General features: G+C 56.0%; 18 protein-coding genes and 1 pseudogene. 14 read left to right on the top strand and 5 right to left on the bottom strand.

Features of this window, described 5'->3' with window-relative positions; translation table 11 throughout:
- Nucleotides 1-32 precede the first annotated feature (32 nt).
- The gene (locus A7D17_RS15310) at nucleotides 33-344 is read right to left on the bottom strand and encodes a hypothetical protein (RefSeq protein WP_064509879.1); all 312 of its coding nucleotides are present in this window, start codon (nucleotides 342-344) and stop codon (nucleotides 33-35) included.
- 187 nt (nucleotides 345-531) lie between these two features.
- Here A7D17_RS15310 and A7D17_RS23015 point away from each other — a divergent pair, with 187 nt between their 5' ends.
- The 8 genes from A7D17_RS23015 (at nucleotide 532) to A7D17_RS23005 (ending at nucleotide 12,314) form a co-directional block, all read left to right on the top strand.
- Entirely contained in the window at nucleotides 532-885 is a 354-nt protein-coding gene (locus A7D17_RS23015; protein ID WP_181120328.1) for a helix-turn-helix domain-containing protein, read from the top strand.
- Nucleotides 886-1,146: 261 nt separating this feature from the next.
- Nucleotides 1,147-2,850 carry a type IV secretory system conjugative DNA transfer family protein gene (locus A7D17_RS15300; RefSeq protein WP_064509877.1) on the top strand — a complete coding sequence of 568 codons (1,704 nt, stop codon included), beginning with the start codon at nucleotides 1,147-1,149 and terminating at the stop codon, nucleotides 2,848-2,850.
- A 40-nt stretch (nucleotides 2,851-2,890) separates the two neighbouring features.
- Complete coding sequence (locus A7D17_RS15295) at nucleotides 2,891-3,352, top strand: hypothetical protein (protein WP_064509876.1); 462 nt, start codon at nucleotides 2,891-2,893, stop codon at nucleotides 3,350-3,352.
- 740 nt (nucleotides 3,353-4,092) lie between these two features.
- Nucleotides 4,093-7,035, top strand: coding sequence for a peptidoglycan-binding protein (locus A7D17_RS23010; protein WP_082862041.1), 2,943 nt, complete (start codon nucleotides 4,093-4,095; stop codon nucleotides 7,033-7,035).
- A 304-nt stretch (nucleotides 7,036-7,339) separates the two neighbouring features.
- Entirely contained in the window at nucleotides 7,340-8,638 is a 1,299-nt protein-coding gene (locus A7D17_RS15260; protein WP_064509872.1) for an HlyD family secretion protein, read from the top strand.
- A complete protein-coding gene (locus A7D17_RS15255) occupies nucleotides 8,635-10,851 on the top strand; it encodes a peptidase domain-containing ABC transporter (RefSeq protein WP_064509871.1) in 2,217 nt (738 codons plus the stop codon). The genes A7D17_RS15260 and A7D17_RS15255 overlap by 4 nt, the downstream gene beginning before the upstream one ends.
- Before the next feature lie 102 nt (nucleotides 10,852-10,953).
- Complete coding sequence (locus A7D17_RS24175; protein WP_153041964.1) at nucleotides 10,954-11,748, top strand: hypothetical protein; 795 nt, start codon at nucleotides 10,954-10,956, stop codon at nucleotides 11,746-11,748.
- Between the two features lie 41 nt (nucleotides 11,749-11,789).
- Nucleotides 11,790-12,314: a hypothetical protein gene (locus tag A7D17_RS23005; protein ID WP_082862040.1), complete on the top strand. Its 525-nt coding sequence runs from the start codon at nucleotides 11,790-11,792 to the stop codon at nucleotides 12,312-12,314.
- 149 nt (nucleotides 12,315-12,463) lie between these two features.
- On the opposite strand, the gene A7D17_RS15250 is transcribed toward A7D17_RS23005, so the two are convergent.
- The 3 genes from A7D17_RS15250 to A7D17_RS15240 all read right to left on the bottom strand — a co-directional run bounded on the left by A7D17_RS15250 (nucleotide 12,464) and on the right by A7D17_RS15240 (nucleotide 16,039).
- The gene (locus tag A7D17_RS15250) at nucleotides 12,464-13,741 is read right to left on the bottom strand and encodes an MFS transporter (RefSeq protein ID WP_064509870.1); all 1,278 of its coding nucleotides are present in this window, start codon (nucleotides 13,739-13,741) and stop codon (nucleotides 12,464-12,466) included.
- 62 nt (nucleotides 13,742-13,803) lie between these two features.
- A complete protein-coding gene (locus A7D17_RS15245) occupies nucleotides 13,804-14,235 on the bottom strand; it encodes a toxin-activating lysine-acyltransferase (protein ID WP_064509869.1) in 432 nt (143 codons plus the stop codon).
- Nucleotides 14,225-16,039, bottom strand: coding sequence for a protein adenylyltransferase SelO family protein (locus tag A7D17_RS15240; RefSeq protein ID WP_064509868.1), 1,815 nt, complete (start codon nucleotides 16,037-16,039; stop codon nucleotides 14,225-14,227). Before A7D17_RS15240 ends, A7D17_RS15245 begins: the two co-directional genes overlap by 11 nt.
- Before the next feature lie 498 nt (nucleotides 16,040-16,537).
- On the opposite strand from A7D17_RS15240, the gene A7D17_RS25265 reads away from it, so the two are divergent.
- The 5 genes from A7D17_RS25265 to A7D17_RS24155 all read left to right on the top strand — a co-directional run bounded on the left by A7D17_RS25265 (nucleotide 16,538) and on the right by A7D17_RS24155 (nucleotide 20,831).
- Nucleotides 16,538-18,205 (top strand): MobA/MobL family protein, encoded by a 1,668-nt coding sequence (locus A7D17_RS25265; RefSeq protein ID WP_082862032.1) that lies wholly within the window; start codon nucleotides 16,538-16,540, stop codon nucleotides 18,203-18,205.
- Between the two features lie 484 nt (nucleotides 18,206-18,689).
- The gene (locus tag A7D17_RS24170; RefSeq protein WP_133125677.1) at nucleotides 18,690-18,872 is read left to right on the top strand and encodes a hypothetical protein; all 183 of its coding nucleotides are present in this window, start codon (nucleotides 18,690-18,692) and stop codon (nucleotides 18,870-18,872) included.
- A 33-nt stretch (nucleotides 18,873-18,905) separates the two neighbouring features.
- Entirely contained in the window at nucleotides 18,906-19,226 is a 321-nt protein-coding gene (locus A7D17_RS24165; protein ID WP_133125678.1) for a hypothetical protein, read from the top strand.
- A 34-nt stretch (nucleotides 19,227-19,260) separates the two neighbouring features.
- Complete coding sequence (locus tag A7D17_RS24160; protein WP_161946553.1) at nucleotides 19,261-19,947, top strand: hypothetical protein; 687 nt, start codon at nucleotides 19,261-19,263, stop codon at nucleotides 19,945-19,947.
- A 674-nt stretch (nucleotides 19,948-20,621) separates the two neighbouring features.
- Complete coding sequence (locus A7D17_RS24155; RefSeq protein WP_153041962.1) at nucleotides 20,622-20,831, top strand: hypothetical protein; 210 nt, start codon at nucleotides 20,622-20,624, stop codon at nucleotides 20,829-20,831.
- Nucleotides 20,832-20,920: 89 nt separating this feature from the next.
- On the opposite strand, the gene A7D17_RS15220 is transcribed toward A7D17_RS24155, so the two are convergent.
- The gene (locus tag A7D17_RS15220; RefSeq protein WP_064509865.1) at nucleotides 20,921-22,420 is read right to left on the bottom strand and encodes a terminase large subunit; all 1,500 of its coding nucleotides are present in this window, start codon (nucleotides 22,418-22,420) and stop codon (nucleotides 20,921-20,923) included.
- A gap of 88 nt (nucleotides 22,421-22,508) precedes the next feature.
- Here A7D17_RS15220 and A7D17_RS23700 point away from each other — a divergent pair.
- Nucleotides 22,509-22,656: pseudogene (locus tag A7D17_RS23700) on the top strand (IS5/IS1182 family transposase); the annotation flags it as partial.

The following is a 22,656-nucleotide window of genomic DNA, read 5'->3' as shown; positions in this document are numbered from 1 at the left end:
AGGATGGGGGCACCGTTGGCAATCAACGGTGGCTATTGGACGCGACCAGTGATTTTCCAAGTGCCGCCCACCTTGGTGAAGGTGTAGACCCCGTCCATTTGATTGCCGAAGTCTTGACCCAATGCCTTCACCTTGGCGCTGGCATCGCACGTGTAGCTGGGCGCACCTTCCGCCTTTTGGCACTGGTTGCTCTTGAAGTCTTCGATCCTGGCCTCGTCATTGCTGTTCTCTTTGACGAACTGCAAAAAAGCGTGCTCCCGCTCAGACTGCGATGGGCGACCTCCCGAGCAAGCCGCCAGAGAGACGATCAACGTGCCGATGACGGCAAAGCGAGCGTTGGACATAGAAATTCCTTGAATAGGGGGGCGAACGGATCGGGGCATGCACGAATGTTCAGGGCCGGCAGGGCTGCCCAAGCAACGGTTTCCAGTGCAGTTGACAGCTTGCCGACGCAGCGGCAGTATGCGTTCAACGAATGATTCGTTCAACGAATTTTTGCAAGGCGCGTAACTCACGTTCATCCTTGTAAGGATGAGCACCCCCCAACCTGACATCCTGTCGTTGTTCGCTGCGCGGCTTAAAGCGCGCCGCCTAGCAATTGGCCTTGTGCAACAGGACTTGGGTGTCGCTCTTGGATTGGAGAGTCGCATCGCTCAGGCTCGCATCAGCCGCTACGAAACGGGCACGCATGTCCCAGATCTCAAGACTGCCTTGGATCTGGCTGATGCACTTGGTGTGTCCCTCAGTTCGTTGGTCGCCGAGTCTGATCGACTTGGTCAGATCATCGAGCTGGTGCGCCAGCTGCCCGAGGGGCAGCAGGAAGAGCTGGCGAAACACTTGTCGGCACTCGCCGCTTCGTCTCCTTCGAAAGCCGAAAAAGAGTAGGCCGAACAACCTAGGCGGCGGACAAGCTCTCATTCGGGGAGCAGCGAGGACGTCGCAAAATTGCGGCTGAGCCCAGCGCAGCGGCCCGCCTAGTCCATGGTGCGAAAGGTCCCGTCGCTGTCTTGGCATGCTCCCCGTCAGACAATTCCTACACAGATGCCAATGCCCATCCGATCTGAGCGGGCGGTGTGATCCTGTAATCTTGCGAGCGGACGGTCGTTTTCAAACAAGCCAGGGATCACCAATGGAAGGCAGCGCTCAATGACCGGCAAGATCAAGCTCAGTGTCGCCACCGCGCTCTTGCTCTTCGCCCTCACAGCAGGGGTCTACCTCTCCGGTCAGTTGATCCTGATGCTGTTGAAAGTGGCTGGGCCGCTCAGCGTCGGCACCTATTGGTCTTACGTCAAAGCGCTCGATCTCCCGCAGTTCGCTCCCTATGTCACCAAGATCAAGCTGGCCGGTGCCTTGGGCTTCGGCGTGCCGCTGCTGGCCTGGATTGCACTGCTGATCCCGTTGTTCAAGCCAAAGGCGGCCGCTTTGCATGGCGACGCGCGCTTTGCCTCGGGCAGTGACCTGGCCAAGAAGAACATGCTCAAGCCGTCGCCAACCGGCATCGTGGTCGGCAAGCACGGCGGCAAGCTGGTGCGCTTGCCCGGCCAGCAGTTTGTGATCCTGGCCGCACCCACGCGTTCGGGCAAGGGCGTTGGCATCGTCATTCCCAATCTGCTCGACTACCAAGGCTCGGTGGTGGTTTTGGACATCAAGCAGGAAAACTTCGATCTGACTTCCGGCTGGCGCAAGAGTCAGGGTCAAGAGGTCTTTTTGTTCAATCCCTTTGCAGAAGACGGGCGCACGCACCGCTGGAATCCACTGAGCTACATCTCGCCCGATCCGGCCTTTCGCGTGTCGGATCTGATGAGTGTGGCGGCAATGCTCTATCCAGACGGCTCTGACGCCCAGAAGTTCTGGGTAAGCCAGGCGCGCAACGCCTTCATGGCGTTTACGCTCTATCTGTTCGATAGCTTGGACGATCAGATCAAGCGCAAGCACCCGAAAGACACCTGGATGTTCCCAACCCTTGGCTTGCTCTATCGCGTGTCGTCTGGGGATGGGAGCGACTTGAAGGGCTACCTTAAAAAGCTTTCTCAGCGCGACTTCCTGGGCCGCGACGCCAAGATGGCGTTCGACAATTTGCTCTCGCAAGCCGAAGAGACGTTCGCCTCGATCATGGGCACGTTCAAGGAGCCGCTCAACCAGTTCATCAACCCAATCCTGGATGCGGCCACCAGCGGCAATGACTTCTTGCTCACCGATGTGCGCAAGAAGAAGATGAGCATCTACATTGGCATCCAGCCGAACAAGCTGGCCGAAAGCCGCCTGTTGATCAACCTGCTGTTTAGTCAGCTCATCAATCTCAACACCAAAGAGCTGCCGCAGAACAATCCGGCGCTCAAACACCAGTGTTTGCTGCTGATGGACGAATTCACGTCCATCGGCCGGGTCGACATCATTGCAAGCGCGGTGAGCTACATGGCCGGCTACAACATCCGCTTGCTGCCGATCATCCAGAGCATGGCGCAGCTGGACGCGACCTATGGCAAGGATGTCTCACGCACCATCATCACCAACCATGCCTTGCAAATCGTCTATGCCCCGCGCGAGCAGCAAGACGCCAACGATTACTCGGACATGCTCGGCTACACCACGGTGCGCAAGAAGAACAAGTCACACACCAGTGGCAAGCAAAGCAGTGTGTCCTACTCCGAGACCGAGCAGCGCCGCGCATTGATGCTGCCGCAGGAATTGAAAGCGATGGGCTTTGACAAGGAGGTCTTTCTCTATGAAGGCATCCAAAGCCCGGTGCTCTGCGAGAAGATCAAGTATTACGAAGATACCTACTTCACCAAACGGCTGCTACCAAAAGCCGAGGTGAAGAAGTTATCTGCCGCCGTCTCGGGCTCGTGAAATTAGCTCTTGACGAAAAATTCCAAGCCATCGCCGGGAAATGAAGATGCCATTTGTAAATGAATTTATTCCTGAGCCAGATGTTGTCAAATACAACCTAGAAGCGATCGACAGAGACTTCGTGGTCGGTGGCACCAATGCCAGAGACTGGACAATTGATCGTGATCGCGACATGTATTTGCGCAATGTCGCAAACGGTGGCGGCACCGAAATCGAGGTCAGAAACCAGACAAAGTTCTCCTTCTATTGGCATGGCGAGCTCCTGACGCTGAGACTGGATTTGGTCGACGGTGGAGGCGCGCGAGGTCAGCCCGGCTGGTCCCATTGGAGACTGATGTGGATCAATGGTGGAGAGGGACTGCCTGAGCATCTCAAGGCTGACAAGGAGCAATTCATAGCTGATCTCAAGGAGGCCTTGCTCGCATACAAGGATTTCGGCGTCCATTCCAGGAACGCGGACTACCACATCGTTTTTGAAGTCGATGAGGGGTGCTTGGTGTGAATGGCTCGATATCTGCCCAGGACGCAATCGATAGAATTCGTCAGAACCCTGGCGATTACCAGACACCGGATTCGCTGCGGTCGCTCGCCGCGCAGGTGGATGCAAATGCCTCAGGCAAGGTCACTGTTCTTTATAGTGGCCCGGCAGCGAAGGACATCTGGTCGACTGATGTCATTGGGTCGATGATCGAATCTGGCGAAGACATCCGGGTTATCGATAAAAGTCAGGCATCGAAGTTTCTTAATTCTCGTGAGTTCTATACCGCACTCGCCGACATCTACGAAATCTCGCCTCGTGAGCTGATAGACGGGTCTCATCGTGGGCCAGCGACAGAGTGGCTTTATCACCCTACGCAAGGTCCTTGGGCAGATGCTTCGGGACGGTTTGCCGATGCAACCGTAGGTGAGGTTCATGCCATCGTGGGCGACGCTCAGCCAAGCCGTGTCTTTGGCGAAATTGAAGTGCCTCGCATTCTTGCCAATCCAAACGTCACCTCGATTGAGGGCCTTCCACGTGAAGCGCTGGCCGGTGTGAAAGACCGGCTTGGTCAGCAAGCAGCCTTTGAGCTGATCGTGGCCCGTGCGCGTGAACACGAGGGCATGCTGCGCATTCCAGCCAGTGATGATGCGCTCCGCGAGAACAAAGTTCTGAGGCTCGACAACAGAGAGTATTTTCGCGGAACGGCCATTGAGGGAACATCAAAGGCGTTAGACCAGAGCACGCTTCCGCTTAGTCAGCGCATGAAACCGCCAACCGAGCATGCCCGAGCGGGTCAGCAGCGCTGGGATGAGTGGCAGGGACGCAATATCCAGACCACGCCTGAGCCTGAGATCCCAGGCTTGCGTCGCGCCGGGATGACAGCAGGGCTTGCGGGCTTGGGCGTTGCCGCGACCGCCTACGATGCGTCGCAGACCGGAGAGCGTGTTGGCACGCTGTTGGCACAAGACAACCTCACCGCTGCGCGCTCAGAAGCGTTGCACTTTGCTGCCCGAGGTGTGGGCGGCTGGGCGGGCGGCGCTGCTGCCGCTGCCGTGGTTGGCACAAGTGGTGCCGGACCCGTCGCCCTGGTGGTAGCTGATGGTTATCTGTTCAGTGCTGCTGCCGACAAGGCTGTGACGCTCTGGGACAACCGCCAGATCTATACGCAAACCGACAAGCAGGGCGTGAGCTGGGAGTTCAACGGCAGCCAGTGGCTTCGCCAAGAAAAAGCCGACCTGCAAAACGATGGCACGGATACCCCACAGAAGCAGGGCATGTTCGCGCTGCCAGAAAAAGCGCGCGAGCTGAACTATCACGCCAGTGGCGAAGCGACCGAGCAGGCGCTGGGCAAGGTGCAACCCAGTAATCCCTATGTGCAGCCATCCAGTGAGGCAGATGCGGCGCATCTCTACGCACGGGATTGGCGGCATGATCCGGCAAGTGGCCAGTGGTCACGGATGATCGCCGATGAAGTCGATCGGAACGATCGACCTGTCTGGACGGTTGATCCGGCAAGTCTTGAGCGAAGTGCCGCTTTGAACCAGCAAGCAGCTCAGGTGGTGGACGCCAACATTGCCCGTGGCCCAGCTGCAATTGCGGCAACCTATCAAGCTGCCTATCAGCGCAATGGCTGGGAGGACTTCGGGCCTGTACCAGCTGCCGTGCAAACCGCCTTGAACCCAGACTCACTGCAAGCATCGGACGGCAAGCAGTATCAGCGCGATATCCAGGGTCAGTGGCGGCATGATGGTATTGCTGCCGAAGGCAATGTTCCGTTGGAACTGAATGCGACGCGTGAGCGCTTGCAACCGGCCTTGGAGCAGCATGCGCAGGCAATGGCACAGATGCCGGCAAGGCAAACGCCAACCGCGCAGCAACAAGACCAAGCCAATACCGAAGCGACCTATGCCGCCTATGGCGTTGCGCCCAATGCCCAGACTGCAGGCGCGATCCAGCTTGCGGTGCAACGGACACGTGAGGCAAACGGGATCGATGCAGCGACCAGTTCTTTGGCATTGGAGCGTGATGCGACCGGCCAATATTCGGTGGACAGCCCCATCCAGCATCTGAGCCGTGACGCCGATGGTGTGGTGCGTGTTGCAGCAACGACCAGCACTGAGGAGATCCATCAGGCACTTGGGCAGGTGCAATCAGTTCGGCAGGGGCAACCGCCTTCGACGGGTGCACCAGAGCTGCGCATTGACGCGCAATCGCCCCAAGAGCGTGACGCCTACGAGCAGGCCCTGCGCGAGGCCAATCGGCAGGGCGTTTCCACGCAAGAGGCGCAACAGGTCGCAAGCTTCGCAGCAACGACCGTTACAGCTCCGCATGTGGATGAAACTCAAGCGCCTCAGGCAGCCATTGATGCGCAACGGGATCGGGATGTTGCACGCGCACCCGATGTGCCTGCTGTTGCGCAGACAGCAACGCCTGCTCCGGTCGTGATGCCTGCATCCGTCAATGTGCAAGCACAGGAAGAGCCGCGCCCGGTCGCCAAGCCTGCAGAACCGAAGCCCGAACCTATCCAGCAACGCGAACCCCAAGAAACCCGAACACCTGAGGTTGACGCACCTCCGACAGCCGGCGCAGTCCAGCCTAATGCAGAGGCAGTCGCCCCATCCTCGGCAAGCGCATCTGTGCCGAGCGTTGGATCGGCAGCATCAACTCTCACGTCTCGTGAGGAAGCTTCAACCCAGGCAATTGTTCCAACAACGCCGTCGGCATCAGGTGAGGTGGAAGGGTTGCGCCTGGGCGACCGGGGACAAGAGGTCGAGTTCTTGCAGTATCGCTTGCAGCAAGTGGATGCGCGTGGTCCAAACGGTCAGGCCGTACCGCAAGACGGGCACTACGGTCCAGAGACCGAACATGCGGTGAGGCAGTTCCAGCAGGACCAAGGTTTGCCGGCGACGGGCGTTACCGGGCAAGATCTGGATGCGGCGTTGTCCCAAGCACAACACGCGCGCCGAGATGCCTCGAAACCCACAGAGCCGACATCGGCGAATGCGGCGATGGAGCAGGGCGGTGAGCAGCAAGCGCAAGGAGTTGCACCACAGAACGACGCGCCATCGGCTGTTCCATTGCAGGCAACGCAGCAAGAGGCGGTGCGAGCGCCGTCGCCGGCAATCCCAACACAGAGCGAAGCGCCGGCACAGATCGTCTTGCCTGAGCGCACGTCGTCCTCCTATACGTCATTGCCTGGTTTTGGTGGGGCTGGTGGGCGTTCAAACCCAGGTATGAACGATGAGGATCGGGTCGAGCAAGCGAAGCCCTCCCAAGATGTCGCTCAGCCGGCATTTCCGTCTGATCATCGGGACTACCCCTTGTTCTCTGCCATCCAGGCACAGCTCCCGAGGGGCACATCTGATGAGAAGGCGGCCGAAGTGCTCCATGCCGTCAAAGAGTCAGGGATCGAGCGCGCGGATCAACTCCGGAAAGTGACCATCCAAGATGATGTCGCCTTTGTCTTTGGCAAGACGCCCGGCTTTCACTCGGAAACCGCCCTCAACACGCCATCGCCTGGCATCAATGTGACCTTGCAGAAGACAGCGGAGCTGGATCAGCAACGGACGCAGGAGATGGCGCAATTCCAGCGCGAGCGCGAAGAAATCGACAAGAACCCAGCAGGCCCCGTAATGACGCTCGCTGCCCACTCTCAGCAGAAAATGATGGCAGACGCGTCCAGTGGTGATGGGGGCGGTGGCTGACGTGGTGGAAGCCTAGGATCGGCTTGATAACGATTGGGAGCAGCACCTGCTCTAAGTTGATGTTGACGCGTTTTGTGCGCTATCTGCCGTGGTCCGACTCCGCAATGTGCGGCTGCGCTTTGCGCAACACACCTTCGCTTGACGCAACCCTTGGTTGCTGAAAAAGCAATAACGTGGGGCTTGCAAACTTAGGTTTGGCGCCAATGCCAACGCCAGATCAACAAAACGCAAATGTAATTTTAATGTCTGCGCGGGTAGCCTCAACTCACGCAAGTTGTGCAGTAGATCTCGAAGTGTAGGTGCTATGGATAGCGAATCAGCTCAGACGGATGACGCAGAACAACCGCTCTTTCGCAAGCGGAAGGGGCCAGAGACAACTTCCACACTCGGCGACCTAAAAGATGCGTTTCCCTCGTCCATCCGGATCTGGATTGGCTGTGGCTGTGCGCTTTTCCTCTTGCTGGCCACGTTTGTTCTGACCGCGTCCTACTCCAAGCGGGAGCATGTATCAGGCCAGATCATCTCGACGCATGGCCGAGTGGACATCCGCAGTGGAACGCCTGGGCTCATCCTGTCAACGACATTGAAGCCCAATGCCTTGGCCAAGAAGGGTCAAGTGCTTGCGGAGCTGTCAGCCGACATCACCGACGAAGCGGGTCGCTCTTTGTCCGATGAGACGATCAAGCGTGCGCTCAACCGATCAGAAGAGCTGACCAAGGAGCAATTGCAGGCGCATGACTTTTCCGGCCAGCGCGAGCGGGAACTGACGCGTCAAGTCGAAGAAACGAGCGGTGCGATGCAGGAAGTCGCTCGCAAGATCTCAATCTTGGAAAAGAAATATGCCAAGAACCAAGAACTTTTGAAGACCATCGAGCCCCTGCTTGCTGAGAAGTATGTGTCCAAATACACCTACCTCACCTACGAAAACGCTCTCTTGGATGCAGAGGCGCAGATCCAAGATGCCCGCGCGCAGCAGTCCACACTTCGCAATCAACGTGCCTCTTTGCTGGGTGAAATCACCGAGATAAAGACGACGGCCAGCAGGCAAGCAAGTGAAATCGAGCGCGAGAAATCCACGATCGAAGATCAAGTTGCCAGAGCCAAGTCCGACCGGCTGCAGACCATCACCTCACCCTTGAGCGGCACAGTCGCAGCGATCTATGCATCCCAAGGTCAGCGCATAGGCACCGACTCGATCATTGCATCGATCACCCCAAGTGAGTCGGTGTTTGAAGCTGAAATCCTCATTCCTTCAAGAGCCATCGGACATGTGACGGTCGGCACCGAGGTGCTGCTTAACATCGCCGCATTCCCGAAAGCAAAGTATGGTGTCATCCAGGGGCGCATTGCATCGCTGTCGACGCAAACGAGTCCGCTCGGTGAGTTGGAGCGCCGCTATGGTCGCCAGTCGCCTACTGAGCCGGTTTACACCGCCAAGGTGGCCTTGCCTTCTCAAACCATCGGAGTCGCCCAAGAAGCGAAGTCCTTCCTGCCGGGGATGGAAGTGGATGCGGAACTGATTTTGGAAGGCCGCAAGATTTGGGAGTGGATGTTTGACCCCTTCCAAACGATGGGCTCACGCTTGACGGGTGAAAAGCGATGAAGGATGTCTTGACACCATCCGCCAATGGCGATGCCGAGCCGGATCGCTCTGCCGAACCAAGCCTGGTGTTCTCCTCGAAGCGCCGTGTTCCGCATATCCGCCAAACTGAGTCGAGCGAGTGCGGCCTGGCCTGCATTGCGATGCTGCTTTCCTACTACGGTCATGAAACGAGCCTCGGGGAGCTTCGCAACCGCTTTACGGTGTCAACCAGTGGGGCAACGCTTGCGTCTCTGATTGAAATTGCTGATGCCAACGGGCTCACAACGCGTCCGCTTCGCTTGGAGCTTTACGAACTTCCCAAGCTATCGCTGCCTTGCATGGTCCATCTGCACCACGGGCACTTTGTCGTGCTGACGGCTGTGCGGGGCGGACACGTGCACATCAGCGATCCTGCAACCGGCGTCAAAAAAATCAAGCTCGATGAGTTCGATGAGCTCTTTAGCGGTATTGCGTTAGAGGCGCATCCCGGCCCGGCCTTCAAGAAGATCAAGAGTGTGCCGTCGGTATCGCTTCGCGATCTGGCAGGCTCGCTTCGGTCCCTGGTGCCCGCGTTCTGGGGCGTGGGCATCTTGGCGCTGTTCTTGGAAGGCTGCGCGCTGATTGCGCCGCAATACCTGAGACTGACCATGGATCAGGTGCTCAGTGTCAAGGACGATGGCTTGGTCACCACATTGGCGATCGGCTTTTCGATCGTGCTCTTGGTCCAACTGGTCTTGACCGTTGCCAGGAAATGGACCTTGCTGTGGATCTCTTCCACCACCGGCTTGCGGTGGAGTAGCAACTTGTTCCGTCATCTGGTGTCGCTACCCCAGTCGTATTTCGTGAAGCGGCATACCGGGGACATTTCAAGTCGCTTCCAGTCGATCTACTCCATCCAGCAGTCACTCACGACGAAGATGCTGGAAGCGGTCATTGATGGGGTGATGTCTTTCCTCATGTTGTTGCTCTTGATGAGCTACGACGCGCCGCTTTCCTTCGCCTTGTTGGCTTTCACCATCGCCTATGTGGGTTCGCGCTACGCCTACTACGCCAAACTCAAAGAGGCCAACCTCGACCAGATCAACATCGATGCACGCCGGCAAAGCTTGCTCTACGAAACGGTCCGAAGCATCCAGCCCATCAAACTGTTCAACAAGTCAGCGCTTTGGGCGTCGCGCTTCACGAACTACAGCGCGAAAGCGACTAACGCGACCATCGGGGCTGAGCGGATCCGCATTGGTTTTGATTCTGTCCAGCTTCTCATCCAGGGCCTGTGCCGCATCTTTGTAATTTGGGAAGGCACCCGGCTGGTGCTCAGTGGGGATATGACGGTCGGGGTGCTGACGGTCTTTCTGATCTATGCGACCCAGTTCAGCCAGCGCAGCATCAACTTGGCTGACTACTTGATGCAGCTCCGTCTGCTTCGCTTGCACACCGAGCGGATTTCAGACATCACCCACAGCGAGCCTGAGTCGTTTTTGCACGGCAACGGCGCGGTGGAGGATGCTGCACCCGCCATTGGGATCGTCAACGGCTACTTCCGCTACTCGTCCACGGACAAGTGGATCATGAGTGCTTTGCAGCTCAGGGCCCCGGCAGGCCAGGTGATTGCAATTGTCGGGAACTCAGGCGTGGGTAAGACCACACTCATCCGCGTTCTGGCGGGACTTGAAGATCTTCAAGTCGGGGACTTCTTAGTCAATGGAGAGGATCTGCGCAAAGTGGGAAAGTCGAGCTACCGAAGCAAGGTCAGCATCGTGATGCAGGGTGACAATCTGTTGTCCGGAACACTGGCGGAAAACATCTCTATGTTTGATGAGCACATTGACCAAGAACGTCTCGTGCAGGCTGCGAAATTGGCATGCATCCACGACGATATACAGCGCATGCCAATGGGCTTCAACACCAGAGTCGGCGATTTGGGAAACACGCTGTCAGGTGGTCAGAAACAACGGATCTTCTTGGCCAGAGCCTTCTACAGGCGCACTAAGTTGTTGTTGATGGATGAGCCAACGACTGGGGTTGATGAGCAGATGGGCATACAGCTGATGAAGAACATCAAGAGTATCGGCGCAACCACAGTCATTGTGACGCATGACAAGAACATCTCTCGGATGTGCGACATGCACTATCTCTTCGTGGGCGGAACTCTAAGGCCCTTGATCAAAGAGCAGCCAAGAGCATCTGAAAAGAGCGATGCAGCGGAAACTACTGAAAAGTCCAAGCAACAATGAGCAATCAGTGCTTATTAATTAATTCAAAGGGAGGGGCGTTATTGAGAAGTCGATAGTGGGAATGACTGGGACAAAATTAAACACATAGTATGGAGTGCTGTAATGAGAGAGCTGACAAATGAAGAGCTATTCTTAGTGGCAGGTGCCGCCGCCGCTGCGGATGTCGATCCAAGCGAGCCGCCCACGCTGCCCCCAGTGGTTGTTAACCCGCCGCCTTCGGGGCCACCGACGCTTCCACCCTCTCCGCCGATTGAGTTCCCGACACCACCGCCCAGTGGTGGAGGCGGGGGTGGACTGCCGAATCCAACGGACAAAAATACGACGACTGATCTCGGAGCAGAGGTGGATATCCTCGTCAATAAGTCAGCAACCTTGGAAGGGCTGGTTCAGCTGGCGCAAGCGAAGGGTTTCAATATAGTGGCCACTGATGGTTATTCTCATACGGATCCTCTTGCTACTGGCGGTGGAACAGTTTACGTAAAAATGTATTCTAACCCCAGTGATACAGCATCCCAACTAACACATGAATTAGGGCATACGCTTTTCGATGGGGAGTGGAACACGGTTACAGATCGAGCATCAGCCATTAATATGGGTCTAGCAACTGAAGGTGAAGCAACAATCTACTCAATCGCGGTCCAGAGAGAGCTTACCGCACAGGGTGTCGCTTTCAACATTGCCGCAGATCCCGCCAATGTGGCTTCTTACAATGCGACATATGACGCATATCAGGCCGGTCAGATAAACTGGGACGCTGCTTCAGCGCAAATCGGCGAGTCTTTCAGGAATGGCGAGCATATCGATGTGAATGGAACTCCTGATAATAAGGCTGATGATATTAGCTATGAGCAATACTACGGGAACTATTGGGACAGTAGGAAAACCTCTGGGGGCTAATGGCGTGGTGTATAGATATTAAATTTCAGAAGGTGGCTGATATGTTTGTTTCAAAAAAAATGGCGTTTCTGGTAATCCTTAATTTTGCTGTGACTATGAGTGCGCATGCTGAAAATAAGGACTCTCAATTGAGTTTGGATGAGATCGTTAGTAAGTTTTATGATTCTGCTAAGCCAGTCGACTATGAAACTTTCCGTGATATCGGCCTCAGTGAATTTCGGCAAGTAAGTTCAAGCCGGTCATTGAACATTGCTTTTCGTTCAGCCGCGTTGAAGACAAAGGATCAATATGGAGTCTCCTTCGTTGAGTTCAGGGTTCCACCTGAGCTCGACAAAGGAGTGAGCTTTGCGTATATGGAATTGACGCCCGGACGCTGTTATGAGGTGTCTAAGATCAAGCAGAAATTTGCGCTCACTCCATATGTCCTACCACCCAATCCCCACGCGCCACTCTCCGATGCCGGCAAGGAGGTTTTCTACAAAACCGATCTTGGTGGAACGTCTGTGTATGTGAAAGCGAGCTCGAAGAGTGAGTGCTTGCTTGGGCTCACGAGAAGTCGAAACTAAGCGGTTTGCTGGCGCTAGCCAATTAGGCATCTATCTAATTGGCTAGCGCCGAGATGAGCAACCAACACGTTTGGCGTAAAAGGATGAGTTCAGGCAATACATCGTCATAAGTAGCCGCTGTGGGCATTGGAGGCGACAGCGTGATGGCACTACGCATCCGGCCGCTCTCTCAGGGTGTTGCGAACGATGAGGGAGTAGACGAGGAGGGCAGGCGCGCAAGTCAAGCAGATGCCGATGAAAAACGTGCCATAGCCTAGGCTTTGTCCATGGAGTGTGGTGAGATAAGCCACTGCAAGGCCTGAGAAGCCGGCAAGCACCCTGCCGAAGATCGAGTAGAAGCTTGTTAGCCAAGCGTAGTGCTCTCCTGCCCGTCCGAGTGTGACTAGCTTTGACATGTAAGCAACCAACGCGATGCCGGTATAGCTACTGGCAAGGTTTTGAAGAATAACGCTAGCCCAAAGCAACTCAACAGACCGTTCGTTGGACGAAAGCAATGCAAGACCGAGGAGGGCAAAGGCTTGGAGAGCTGCGCCAACAAGGATGGTCGTGCCCAGAGACATACGCTTCAAGCTTGTGCCTGCAGCCAAAATTCCCAGGAAGGCTGCTGGGATCCCAAGCCAGATATGGAGGGACCCGACCACAGTCTTCCCAATGCCCAGGGCATGGAAGAAAGGATTGATCATGGGACCCAGAAGAATGTCCGGTAGGCGATAGCAGCCGATGAAGACGACCACCGCGATCCATCCTTGGAGGGTAGAGGGTCGAAGCGACACCAACGGAGCCCCTTGCTTCTCCGCACCCGTGGCATCTGGGGTGCGGGCGCTATCGGGATGAGATTGTAGAAAGAGCGTTCCGCAGATGGGCACCAACATCAGGGGCAGCAGAAGGGCATAAGCAACTTGCCAAGACAGCCGCGCTGCGAGCAAGAACACTAGGCCGTCGCTCAGCAGAAGAGCAAGGCGGTAGCCAAACTGATAGGCAGTGAGGAGCTTGGCTGGCTGCTGGTGCACTGCCTCCTGTTCGATGCGAAACGCATCGACTGAGGCATCCAGGGTCGCACCGCCAAGGGCGGCTGCGACGGAGCTCAATGCAATGAGCGGCAGACTACCGGTGACGACGCTCAGGACAAGGCCCAGGAGGGAGAGGGCGACCATGACCGAAGACAAGACAATCCAGCCCTGACGGTGCGACATGGTGCTTCCAACGGCCGGCGCACGACGTTGGTCGAGATGGCGGGCCCATAGGAATTTGAGGGAGTAGGGAAGTGCGGTCCAAGCCAAGGCACCGATGACTGCGATCGAAAGCGACTTTTCGCTGAGCCAGTAGCCTAAGGTGCTGCCGATCAGCGGATAGGGCAAACCAGAACCGAAGCCCAGGAACAAAAATCCAGTCCAGGCCTTGGTCGACCTTGATGTCACTTCGTGCATAGGCTGCAACTGCCTTGTCGCTTCGGTTCGTCCATTCGTATCAAGGAAGCAACGTGTCTTCCTCAGCTATCTTTGCGAAGTCTGTAGGTCTTGGTCCCCAGCATAGCGCCCGTCTTATCTCGCACCAAGCGATACGCTTGCTTGAAGTGAGGGCGCAAGCGATGCCGGAGTGCTCTCGCCAGGCGTCGGTGATGCCCTGGCATAGCCACGAAATCCAAGATCCAGAGTTGATCACCTTCGTTCCAGTCGCTAATTGGCAAGAACGGCGGATCTTGCAGAACCAAATGACTGGCGGTTTCAGGCGTCAGATAAGCCCATAAGGCGTAGCCGGTCCAGACCCCGTCTTCGTCTTCGATCGTGACGAGCTGGCCTAGGCGAATTGCAGGCCATAGCCACACATAAGCCGCTGCGATACTGAACCTCTTGCGGTCAGTCTTGAACAGGAGTTGCATTGCCAGGCCAAGCGCCTGCGCATCAACGGCATTAGGTTGCATGGGCGGTGGTTGAGCTCAACGTCTGCGCTGCAACTGCAGCGTCCGGGAAGGTGAGCAGTGCGGCAGGGATTGATGCACGCCCGTTCAAGCTTAGACCTACCAGGTAGCTGGTGGGTTCGCAGTCGACCAGCACGACGGTTCGATGGCCAGAATTGGTGATGCCGAGTGTCTCATCTGCGACTTCGGCACCGAAGAGCAGTGTGCACCCATGCACGCGTGGCCCCGACAGCTGGGCTGCATAAGCCATGCGGTGCGTATCAAAGAAATACAACGCGGTGGACACGTGATCGCTTGCGTAGCCTAGGACAAGCCAGTGTGGTGGTAAGCCTCTCCAAACCCGTCGCGAGGCCGCGACCTCGGTTGCGATAAATGCGGAGACCCGCTCGGGTCCCGACGACCGATCGGCGAGGATCGACCGCACCAGCTTGATCGCGCGGCGCTTAGAGACGCGATAGGAAAGGCGTGGTCGTGGTCTCAGCCAGCGGTTGGCCGCACAAAGATGAAGATCTGAGTTCGGAAGTGCGCGCACGAACGCTGCGATCTCCTCGCCAATCTGAGACCCCCGGGTTGCTTTGCCTCTGAGGTGGTCAGAGAGCCAATCGTGGCGCTCGCCGTGCTTTGTGGGCTGATCGAACGCATAGTCAATGCGCTGTTGCTCGCGGTAGTAGCGCGCAATGAGCGCTTTGAAATGCAACGCCTCTGGGCTTGACTCAGGCAAGGCACACGCTTCTGCACAGTGATGGAGGAACGCAGCTTCCATGTGATGCTCGATCTGGATAAGCAGCTGATCGATGTTGGCGATTGCCTTGTCAAAGCGGGAATACTTCTTGAAGAAGTAGGCAAGCGAGGGAAGCGAGTGGCGAACATCACGCATCTCATCGCCGAAGAAGTGACGATGCCCATCGGTGCCATGCTTCCAGTTGGGAACTGCGCGGAAGCCGCCGAAATCCAGGAACTGCGCGTTCGATGTGATGTTGTCGCTTGTCGGGCGCCCTGTCCAAAGGCGATGCGCGCGACTTGCGGCAATCTGCTCGGCAAGGCGCAGGTAGAGCTCAGACAAGTTAACGCCTAAGCCATTGGGATTGCCGGCATCGAGCTGCGCGTGTTCGTCGGCAAATTGGATGGCATCTTTGACCCGCAGGCTATCTTGAAATTGATCGCTGTTTGCGCTGCCTGATGTTCCGAAATACAGGCTGCGCTCGAAGTGCGCCAAGCGAAGGAAAGCGGGCCGGATCAGAATGGCGCACCGCTCCGGTTCGTCTGCATCGGTGCGTGCCAGGGAGAAGCCGGCATCGATGATGGCAACGATGGGGACTGCCCCGTGGGGAAGTTCTGCGTTGAGGATCTCGCTGGCGACTGCCTCGCGAATGGCATCGTAAAGATAGAGACAGCCATGCGAGTGCGACCAATCATGGGCCTCGGAGACCAATGGTGTGGGGCCGGTTCCTTTGGCGATGAGCATGCCATCGGAGCCACAGCGGCCACTCCCTCCGTGGATTGCCCCACCGCTCCCACCATAGCGATCAGCGCCCAGTGTCCGTCCGCCGAAGCTGCCGGCAACGCAGTGAGCTTCGAGGGAGGTCACGGCGAAGCGTTCAAGCAAGGACGCTGAGATGCTGGTCCGAGTGGGCTTGTCGTGGATGGCGATGCCCAAGTCATGAAACCAGCGCTCATTGAGCCAGAGCAAGGAAGCATCTACCAGCTTTCCCACTGGGAAGGGCACGAGCATCGAAGTGCCCACGCTGGCGAGGTTCAACAGGTTGGGGTCGTTCTTGTAATCCATGTCCCAGTATTCATTGGGCATTTCGCTTCCTTGTTTCCGCAGCTGCTGCGAATTCGCGTTCGATCGGCTTTGGTGATGCTACCAATCTGGGGGCCGTTCGTCCTTCTGTTGCTTGTATTTCCGAAAACCAAAGGACATCGCCTCTCGCATATACCGTTGCCTTGAAATCGACACAGGACATGGCAAAAGTTGGGTCTGTACAGGTCTTATTAATTTTCTAATATAAATATTGATCATACGTAGGGGCGCAATTGCTGACCCCAGCCTTAGCGCGAAAATTCTAATAAAGAATCAAACAGCAAGAGCGCACTTATGGTTTCTGCTTTGCAGAAACCGTGCGCCAACGCTGCGCGTCGGTGCGGTGGCTTTCGCCACCTCGTTGCCTATGCTTCGCTAGGCAACACAGCCACTTCAAAACCTCGTGATCAAGGTCTCTGTGCTGTCGAGTTCGCTTAACTCTCGACAGGGAATGTTCTATCGCTTCTTTGTGTTCTCCACAAACAAACAGGAGTTTCACAAATGGCGATTTATCACGCAACAATGAAGTCTTTCAGTCGAGGCAACGGCGACTCTTCGGTCGCAGCAGCTGCTTACCGCGCAGGGTTTGATCTGCTCGATATGAGCACAGGGCTTGGCCACAATTATTCCCACCGAGGCGGTGTCGATTTCCATCAGATGCTTGCGCCGAAAGGAGCGCCCGAGTGGTGCTTTGATGCGCAGTATTTTTGGAACGCGAACGAAGCGGCCGAGACGCGCAAGAACGCACGCGTTTGCCGAGAGGTCGAAGTATCGCTTCCGCATCAACTCGATCCACACCAACGTAGAGCGCTCGCTTTGGCGCTTGGCCAATTGCTCGTCAATCGGTTCAAGGTCGCCGTATTGGTCGCTGTGCACACACCAAGCAAATATGGTGATCAGCGCAATCATCATGTGCATATGCTGATGTCAGCACGACAAGTCGGCCCAGGAGGACTGGGGGAGCGCGCTTGCGCTGAGTTTGATGCGCGGCAAGGGGGCGGCACACGAGCGCTGCGGCAAATCCGCAAAGACATCGCGATGGTCATCAATACGCACTTGAAAAATGCGGGCTACCCGGCTCGGGTGGATCATCGCAGTCTCCGAGCACAAGCACACGAAGCCGCGCGTAATGGAGAGTTTGAAAGCGCCCGCGAACTCACGCGCCGGCCTGGCAAGCACTTGGGCAAAGCCAAAGTGGCGGTGATGCGCAAAACGAAGTTCACAGCAGAAGTCAGAGGTAGGGGCGGTCAAGCTGCGGCCTTGGCGCTTTCAAAGCTTGTCGCTGAGCACATGAAAAAAAGCGGTGGTCTCGTGCACGAGGTGCCACCGTCTCATAGCCATGCGACAGCACTTCGGGATCGGGCCAACGCACAGGCTTCTGGATTGGACGGACGCACAGCGGTTGGGCAGACACGATTGTCAGGCGCAGAGCGGGTGCGGCAGATCAAAGAGCGCTTGGCGCGTGCGCCAGCGCCTCGCCCGGGTCTCTACACGCCTTACAGCGGTCAGACCCGACATCTTAGTCGCGTGACGCGTTTGGCTCGTTCCTCGGGCCGACAAGACGCTGAGGTGCTCAATGCGGAGGCGCAACTGATTGAAGATTGGCTCGAAGCCCAACGAGCGGTGGCTCAGCAGTCTCTCGAAGTCTTGCGGCAGATCCCGGGTATCCAGATTGAGCCCGAGTTCCAGCGGGCGCACTCCACGCTCGTTTGCCGGCGAGCGGATAGCTACGCCTGCCGGCGAGCGGATAGCTACGCCACCAAGCCATTTCTCTTTGAAGACACCGAGATGCTTGCTCGCTCAATCAGCAAGTATGCCCATGCGCTGGTGCGACCCTACAAGGCGCGTGTGGCCGTGCTAGATGCGCAAGCCAAGCTCTATGAGCAAGAATACGATTCCGATACGAAAGCGGTGGCCAGAGCACAGCGGCGCTTGGCGCGAACGAAGAGGCATGTTTCCCCGCGCATCCAAGCGATCCAGCAGGGGCGGATCAAGCGGGCTCGAAAAGCGATGGTGGAGGCGGCTGAGGACTTGGAGAAGAACTTCGCTCCGCAGCCGATTGAGCTTCTGACGCCTGAGGCATCTGGAGAGGACGCACTTCCACCGCAGGCCGAGGGTGAGGCAGGGCATTGGGAGTTGAAGTTTCGGCCACCGAAGCCAAGTCTATGATGGCTCAGATATTTCTGACCGTTGACCGCGCAGTAGACTGATGGTGCGCCTAGGCATTTGGCAGAAAGCTAGGATTGTTGCAGGATGTTTCCGCCAAATGATCGGAACAATGCCGCCCGCCATTGGCACCCGGCGCCGAGACTGAGGCTTCAACGCCAGCGACAAGGGAGCCCCGCATGCGGGGCTCTTTGCTTATACAGGTCTTAACCCTTGTCTTTTCTACTGAGGCTTGGCTAACGCTAAGTTCCGGTGCAATTTAGAGCAATCGTGAGCTATTTGGCCTTCTCGATGGAAAAGCTGTAATCCGTCGATGATCCGAAATAGTGGCAGCAATAAAAATTGGTATCATACTAATAACAGCTGAAACCGTCGCTTGATATGAGAAAGGATGAGATCTAGCAGTCGACTACTATTTATCTGTGTTGCATCACTTTACACGGTCTGACTTTGTGATAATGTATCTTAAAAGATAGAAGGTGCGTGAATGGATAACGAGAATAAATTTGAGCCAAACGCTGAGCAGAAAGTATGGCTCGATAATGAGGTGGCCGAAAGGGTCAGGGCGATCAAGGATGGCTCGACGGAGCTGCTATCCGCAGAGCAAGTCTTGAGTAAAGTTCTGGGTGGGAGTAATGCAAAATTAAAAAGTCGAATAAAAAAATCTTGATATAGTTATACTTCCTGGATTGGGGGTGTGTTGATGCCAGGCTATACCGTTAGTTTTGACCCTTTGTTTGCAGCGGATGTGAGTAGTTGGAGTTCTGAATTTAATGGGGATTCAAAGGAGGAAAGAGTTTTAAAGCTGATGAGCTTCTGTAGTAATATCGGTAATAATCCAAATTTGCTTAAGTATTACGGTGAGGCAAGGCCTTATAAAATTTGTGTTGTTGTTTATAAGCCAGAAGGTGGCGATGGTATATGCGCTGCGGCCTGTGTTGATCATGATGCGAATTCGATAATTTTTATTTCTTTGCGACGGACTAAGGAAGAGGCGGGAAACTTGGCTCGCACTCATTCTTAAAAGCCTAACCTCTTAATGTCTGGGAAAAATTAGCGTGTATCGCATTAGATTGCCACTAGTAATTCCTTATCCTCTGGTGGATAATCGCCCTGCGCGGGACTGCTGTATACAGCATGGATTTAGTACGGGTGCTGGTCTTGCTACTGGCAAGCTACGTAAAAATATAATTATTGAAAATCCTGTGGATCATATTCGTGAAGCAATAAGTGGTCTGCATGGCGGAAACCTTTTGCCTTCGTTGATTAAAAACAAGCTGAATCTTCTGTCATCTTATAAAGAAGCTTTAAGTTTTACGCCGCCTTTATACAGGATTCCTTCCATATGGAAATACCGTAAAGAACATCCGAGATATAACGCTGCTGGAGTTCATGGTGAGATCTCTGAATTTGGTAGAAAAATGACGCCTGGTCAAATTGTCTTCCATGGCGGCTTGCCGCCACCTGTGGGGCCAGTATTTTATCTGGATAGAGTTTTATCCACAACGCTATGTGCAGAGGTTGCTAAATCTCATGCTTATCGTGACGGGTACAACTCAATATTAAGCATATGGGTAATTACCGTTGCTCAAGATTCGATAACAAAGGCGCTTTTCCTCAGTAATCAAAGTAGACAAACCCACGGGCATGAAACTGAGGTGATTATTCAGGCTGGGGCGCGCGTTTCTATTTTGAGTGTCTATAATCAGCGTGCATTTAAAATTTATGAATTGCTGCTCCATTAATGGCTGGGGCGTGGGTTGGTTTGAGGGCGTGGCTGCTTTATTGCGAAAGCAACTGCTGTGCTGAAACAAGAAAGAAGCTTGGTTCGAGTGTTCAGGTGCCCGCATTTATCCAGGGAGGGGTGAGCTCGAGAGCACACAGATGGTTTTTAACGGCACAAGGGCTGGCATACGAGCGCAAACCGGCAAGTCTCTAATTCCAGGTAAACGGCCATTGAAGCAATAATTCGCAGCCGTTTTAAGTCAGGCACTTATGCTTTCACGGGGTGATTCGGATCAGAATCAGCTCGGGAGCGGATCAAACGTGATCTGCTATTGCCTCTCGATGATGTATAGCTTGGTGAGCTGCATATCCTTTCCTTGAAAGAAAGACGCTATGCCTTAGGTTAGCTCAATGAGCTCGCCGAATTTGCTGGAAATTATCAGGGCGACTATCTATACTTGTTAGAACACTCAACAGGACGCGGCCCGACTGTTCTTTTGTCGTTAGATCAATGAGTTAGAGTGCTGAACGTTTAGTCCCACTCTCTCCGCCAGATGCCGACCTAAGTCACTGATCTAATTAACTTTATTTTTTCGCTAGATCTTCGTTCCAACATCCCATCCACCTAGTCGCTATGCGGTCAATCCGGGCAAAATCATCTCGGGTAATCCGCCTAAGGAAGAGGGGAGCGAGGATGGCATTGCACGCCACGTATTTAGCGTTTTCAGACAAGCCGGACGAATTTTCAGCATTCATCGGTGCGCATGCTAGGCCAGTTGCACCAGGGGTCTTCATCGTTGAAGGCAAGGACGCGCGACAGATCGTCAAAACGCTCGGGGAAGCAGCAGGCATTGCAGTGTATGTGGTGGAGGTTAATCTCGCCGACATTGAAAGGCTTGCTTGAGGCAAAGTGCCGGATCACGGCTCATGACGCCGCTCCGGCTGCAGGCTGTTTTTTAAGGTGGGCCCGCCTGTCAGCTGGCGCCCACGCTGTTACACGAACAGCAGCCCGCGCTCAACGTAGGGTGACGCCTCTGCTTCCGGCGCGCTGGTCGCGGCGCCTACGGCCATTGCCAGCGCCACCAGGCCGTCGATGCGTCCCGTTGCCTTGGACTTGTCCAGCTTGCAACCGCCTGCCGGGTCTTTTGTGACCACTGCATTGGCCGCGCACATGGTCAGTGCAGGATGCATGCCGTGCGCGATGCGGCCATTCAATAGCTCGGCTTCCAGCGCATCCAGTGCGGGGGCCATATCGCGGAAGCCTTGCCCCATCGGTACCAACGGCAGCTCGATGCCCAGCCGTTCCAGAGACTTGCGAAACACATCAATGCGCCAGCGGTCGAAGGCGAGAGCGCGTAGATCCAGATCCGCACACAACTCCACAATTTCCGCAGCTACGTGGTCATAGTCCACGCTGGCCCCAGGCGTGGTGCGCAGGAAGCCTTGCCGGTGCCATACGTCGTAGGGTGCGCGATCACGCGCGGCGCGGTCACGCAGACCATCGCCCGGCGTCCAGAAATACGGCTGCACATTTCCATGCAGGTCGTACAGCACGAAGGCGGTTAGGTCGGTGCGTGCGCTCAGGTCTAGCCCGCCATACACCGGCCCCACAAACTCGGCTGGCTGCTCGCCGTTGGTCTTCCACACGTTGGGCGAAACGAAGGGCGAGACTACGGACACGCGTTGGTTCAAGATCAAATTGCGGAACGTGTTTTCCATGCTCGGCATCCGCGCAGCCTGTTTGGCTTGTTCGCGCACATCGTCCAGCGAGCGGAACGTACCCAATGCAGGGTTGGCGGCACGCCACGCGCTTTCGTCGTCCAGGTCGGCACCTTCCTGCGCGCTGTATTGGCGACACACCATGCGGGGGTCGTCGGATCGCTGTGCATCATCCAGCCAGATCGAAAACAGGTCTGCATCGCTGGCTGCCTGCGTACTGATAGCGATCAGCAGCGGTTCCGCGTGCGCGCCCTGACTAGTGGTGATCGCGTCAACGAAGTCAGACTGCGGCCCGCGCACCTGGCCGATTTCATCCAGGATCGCCAGCACCGGGGAAAGTCCGTGCGCGGTCTTGCCGTCATCTGCCAGCGCTTTGTATTCGGTGTTGCGTGGGAGTCCGATCAAGCGCTTGCCGCTCGGGATGATGCGCACGATTTCCGACAGGCGCGGCGACAGCTGCACCATCTTGGCAGCCAAGTTGAATACCAATGCCGCCTGGTCGCGGCTCATCGCGCCAGAGACGATTTGCGAATTTTGTTTGGCCTCCGGCCCGACAAGATGGGCCAGAAGCAGGGCTGCGATCAGGCCGGTTTTTCCGTTTTTGCGACCAATGGAAAGCATCGCGCGCCGCGTGCTGGCGGGGTTGTCGTACACGCTGGTGATGAACTCGCGCTGGAACTCGGCCAACCTCATTGGTTTGCCGACGTGCGCACCATCTGGAATCAGGCAGTACGTTTCAATGAATTTGATGACCTTGCCCGCCCGCGTGATCATTGCAGCCTCGCGCCGGGGATTAGGGAAGGTCTGAACAACTCCATCTGATACTGCCACAATGGATCAACGAACCGAGCGGACGATCTCGATGCAGCTGAGCTTTGGCGATGCGGAGTACAACGGCAAGCGCAAGCAGACACGGCGCGAGGTGTTTTTGTCGGAGATGGAGCAGGTGGTGCCGTGGAAGGGTCTGCTGGTGCTGATCGCGCCGCACTATCCGACGTCTGGGCAGCCGG

Source organism: Xanthomonas floridensis (genome assembly GCF_001642575.1).
GTDB lineage: Bacteria > Pseudomonadota > Gammaproteobacteria > Xanthomonadales > Xanthomonadaceae > Xanthomonas > Xanthomonas floridensis.
This window is presented reverse-complemented; position numbering and strand designations above follow the sequence as displayed.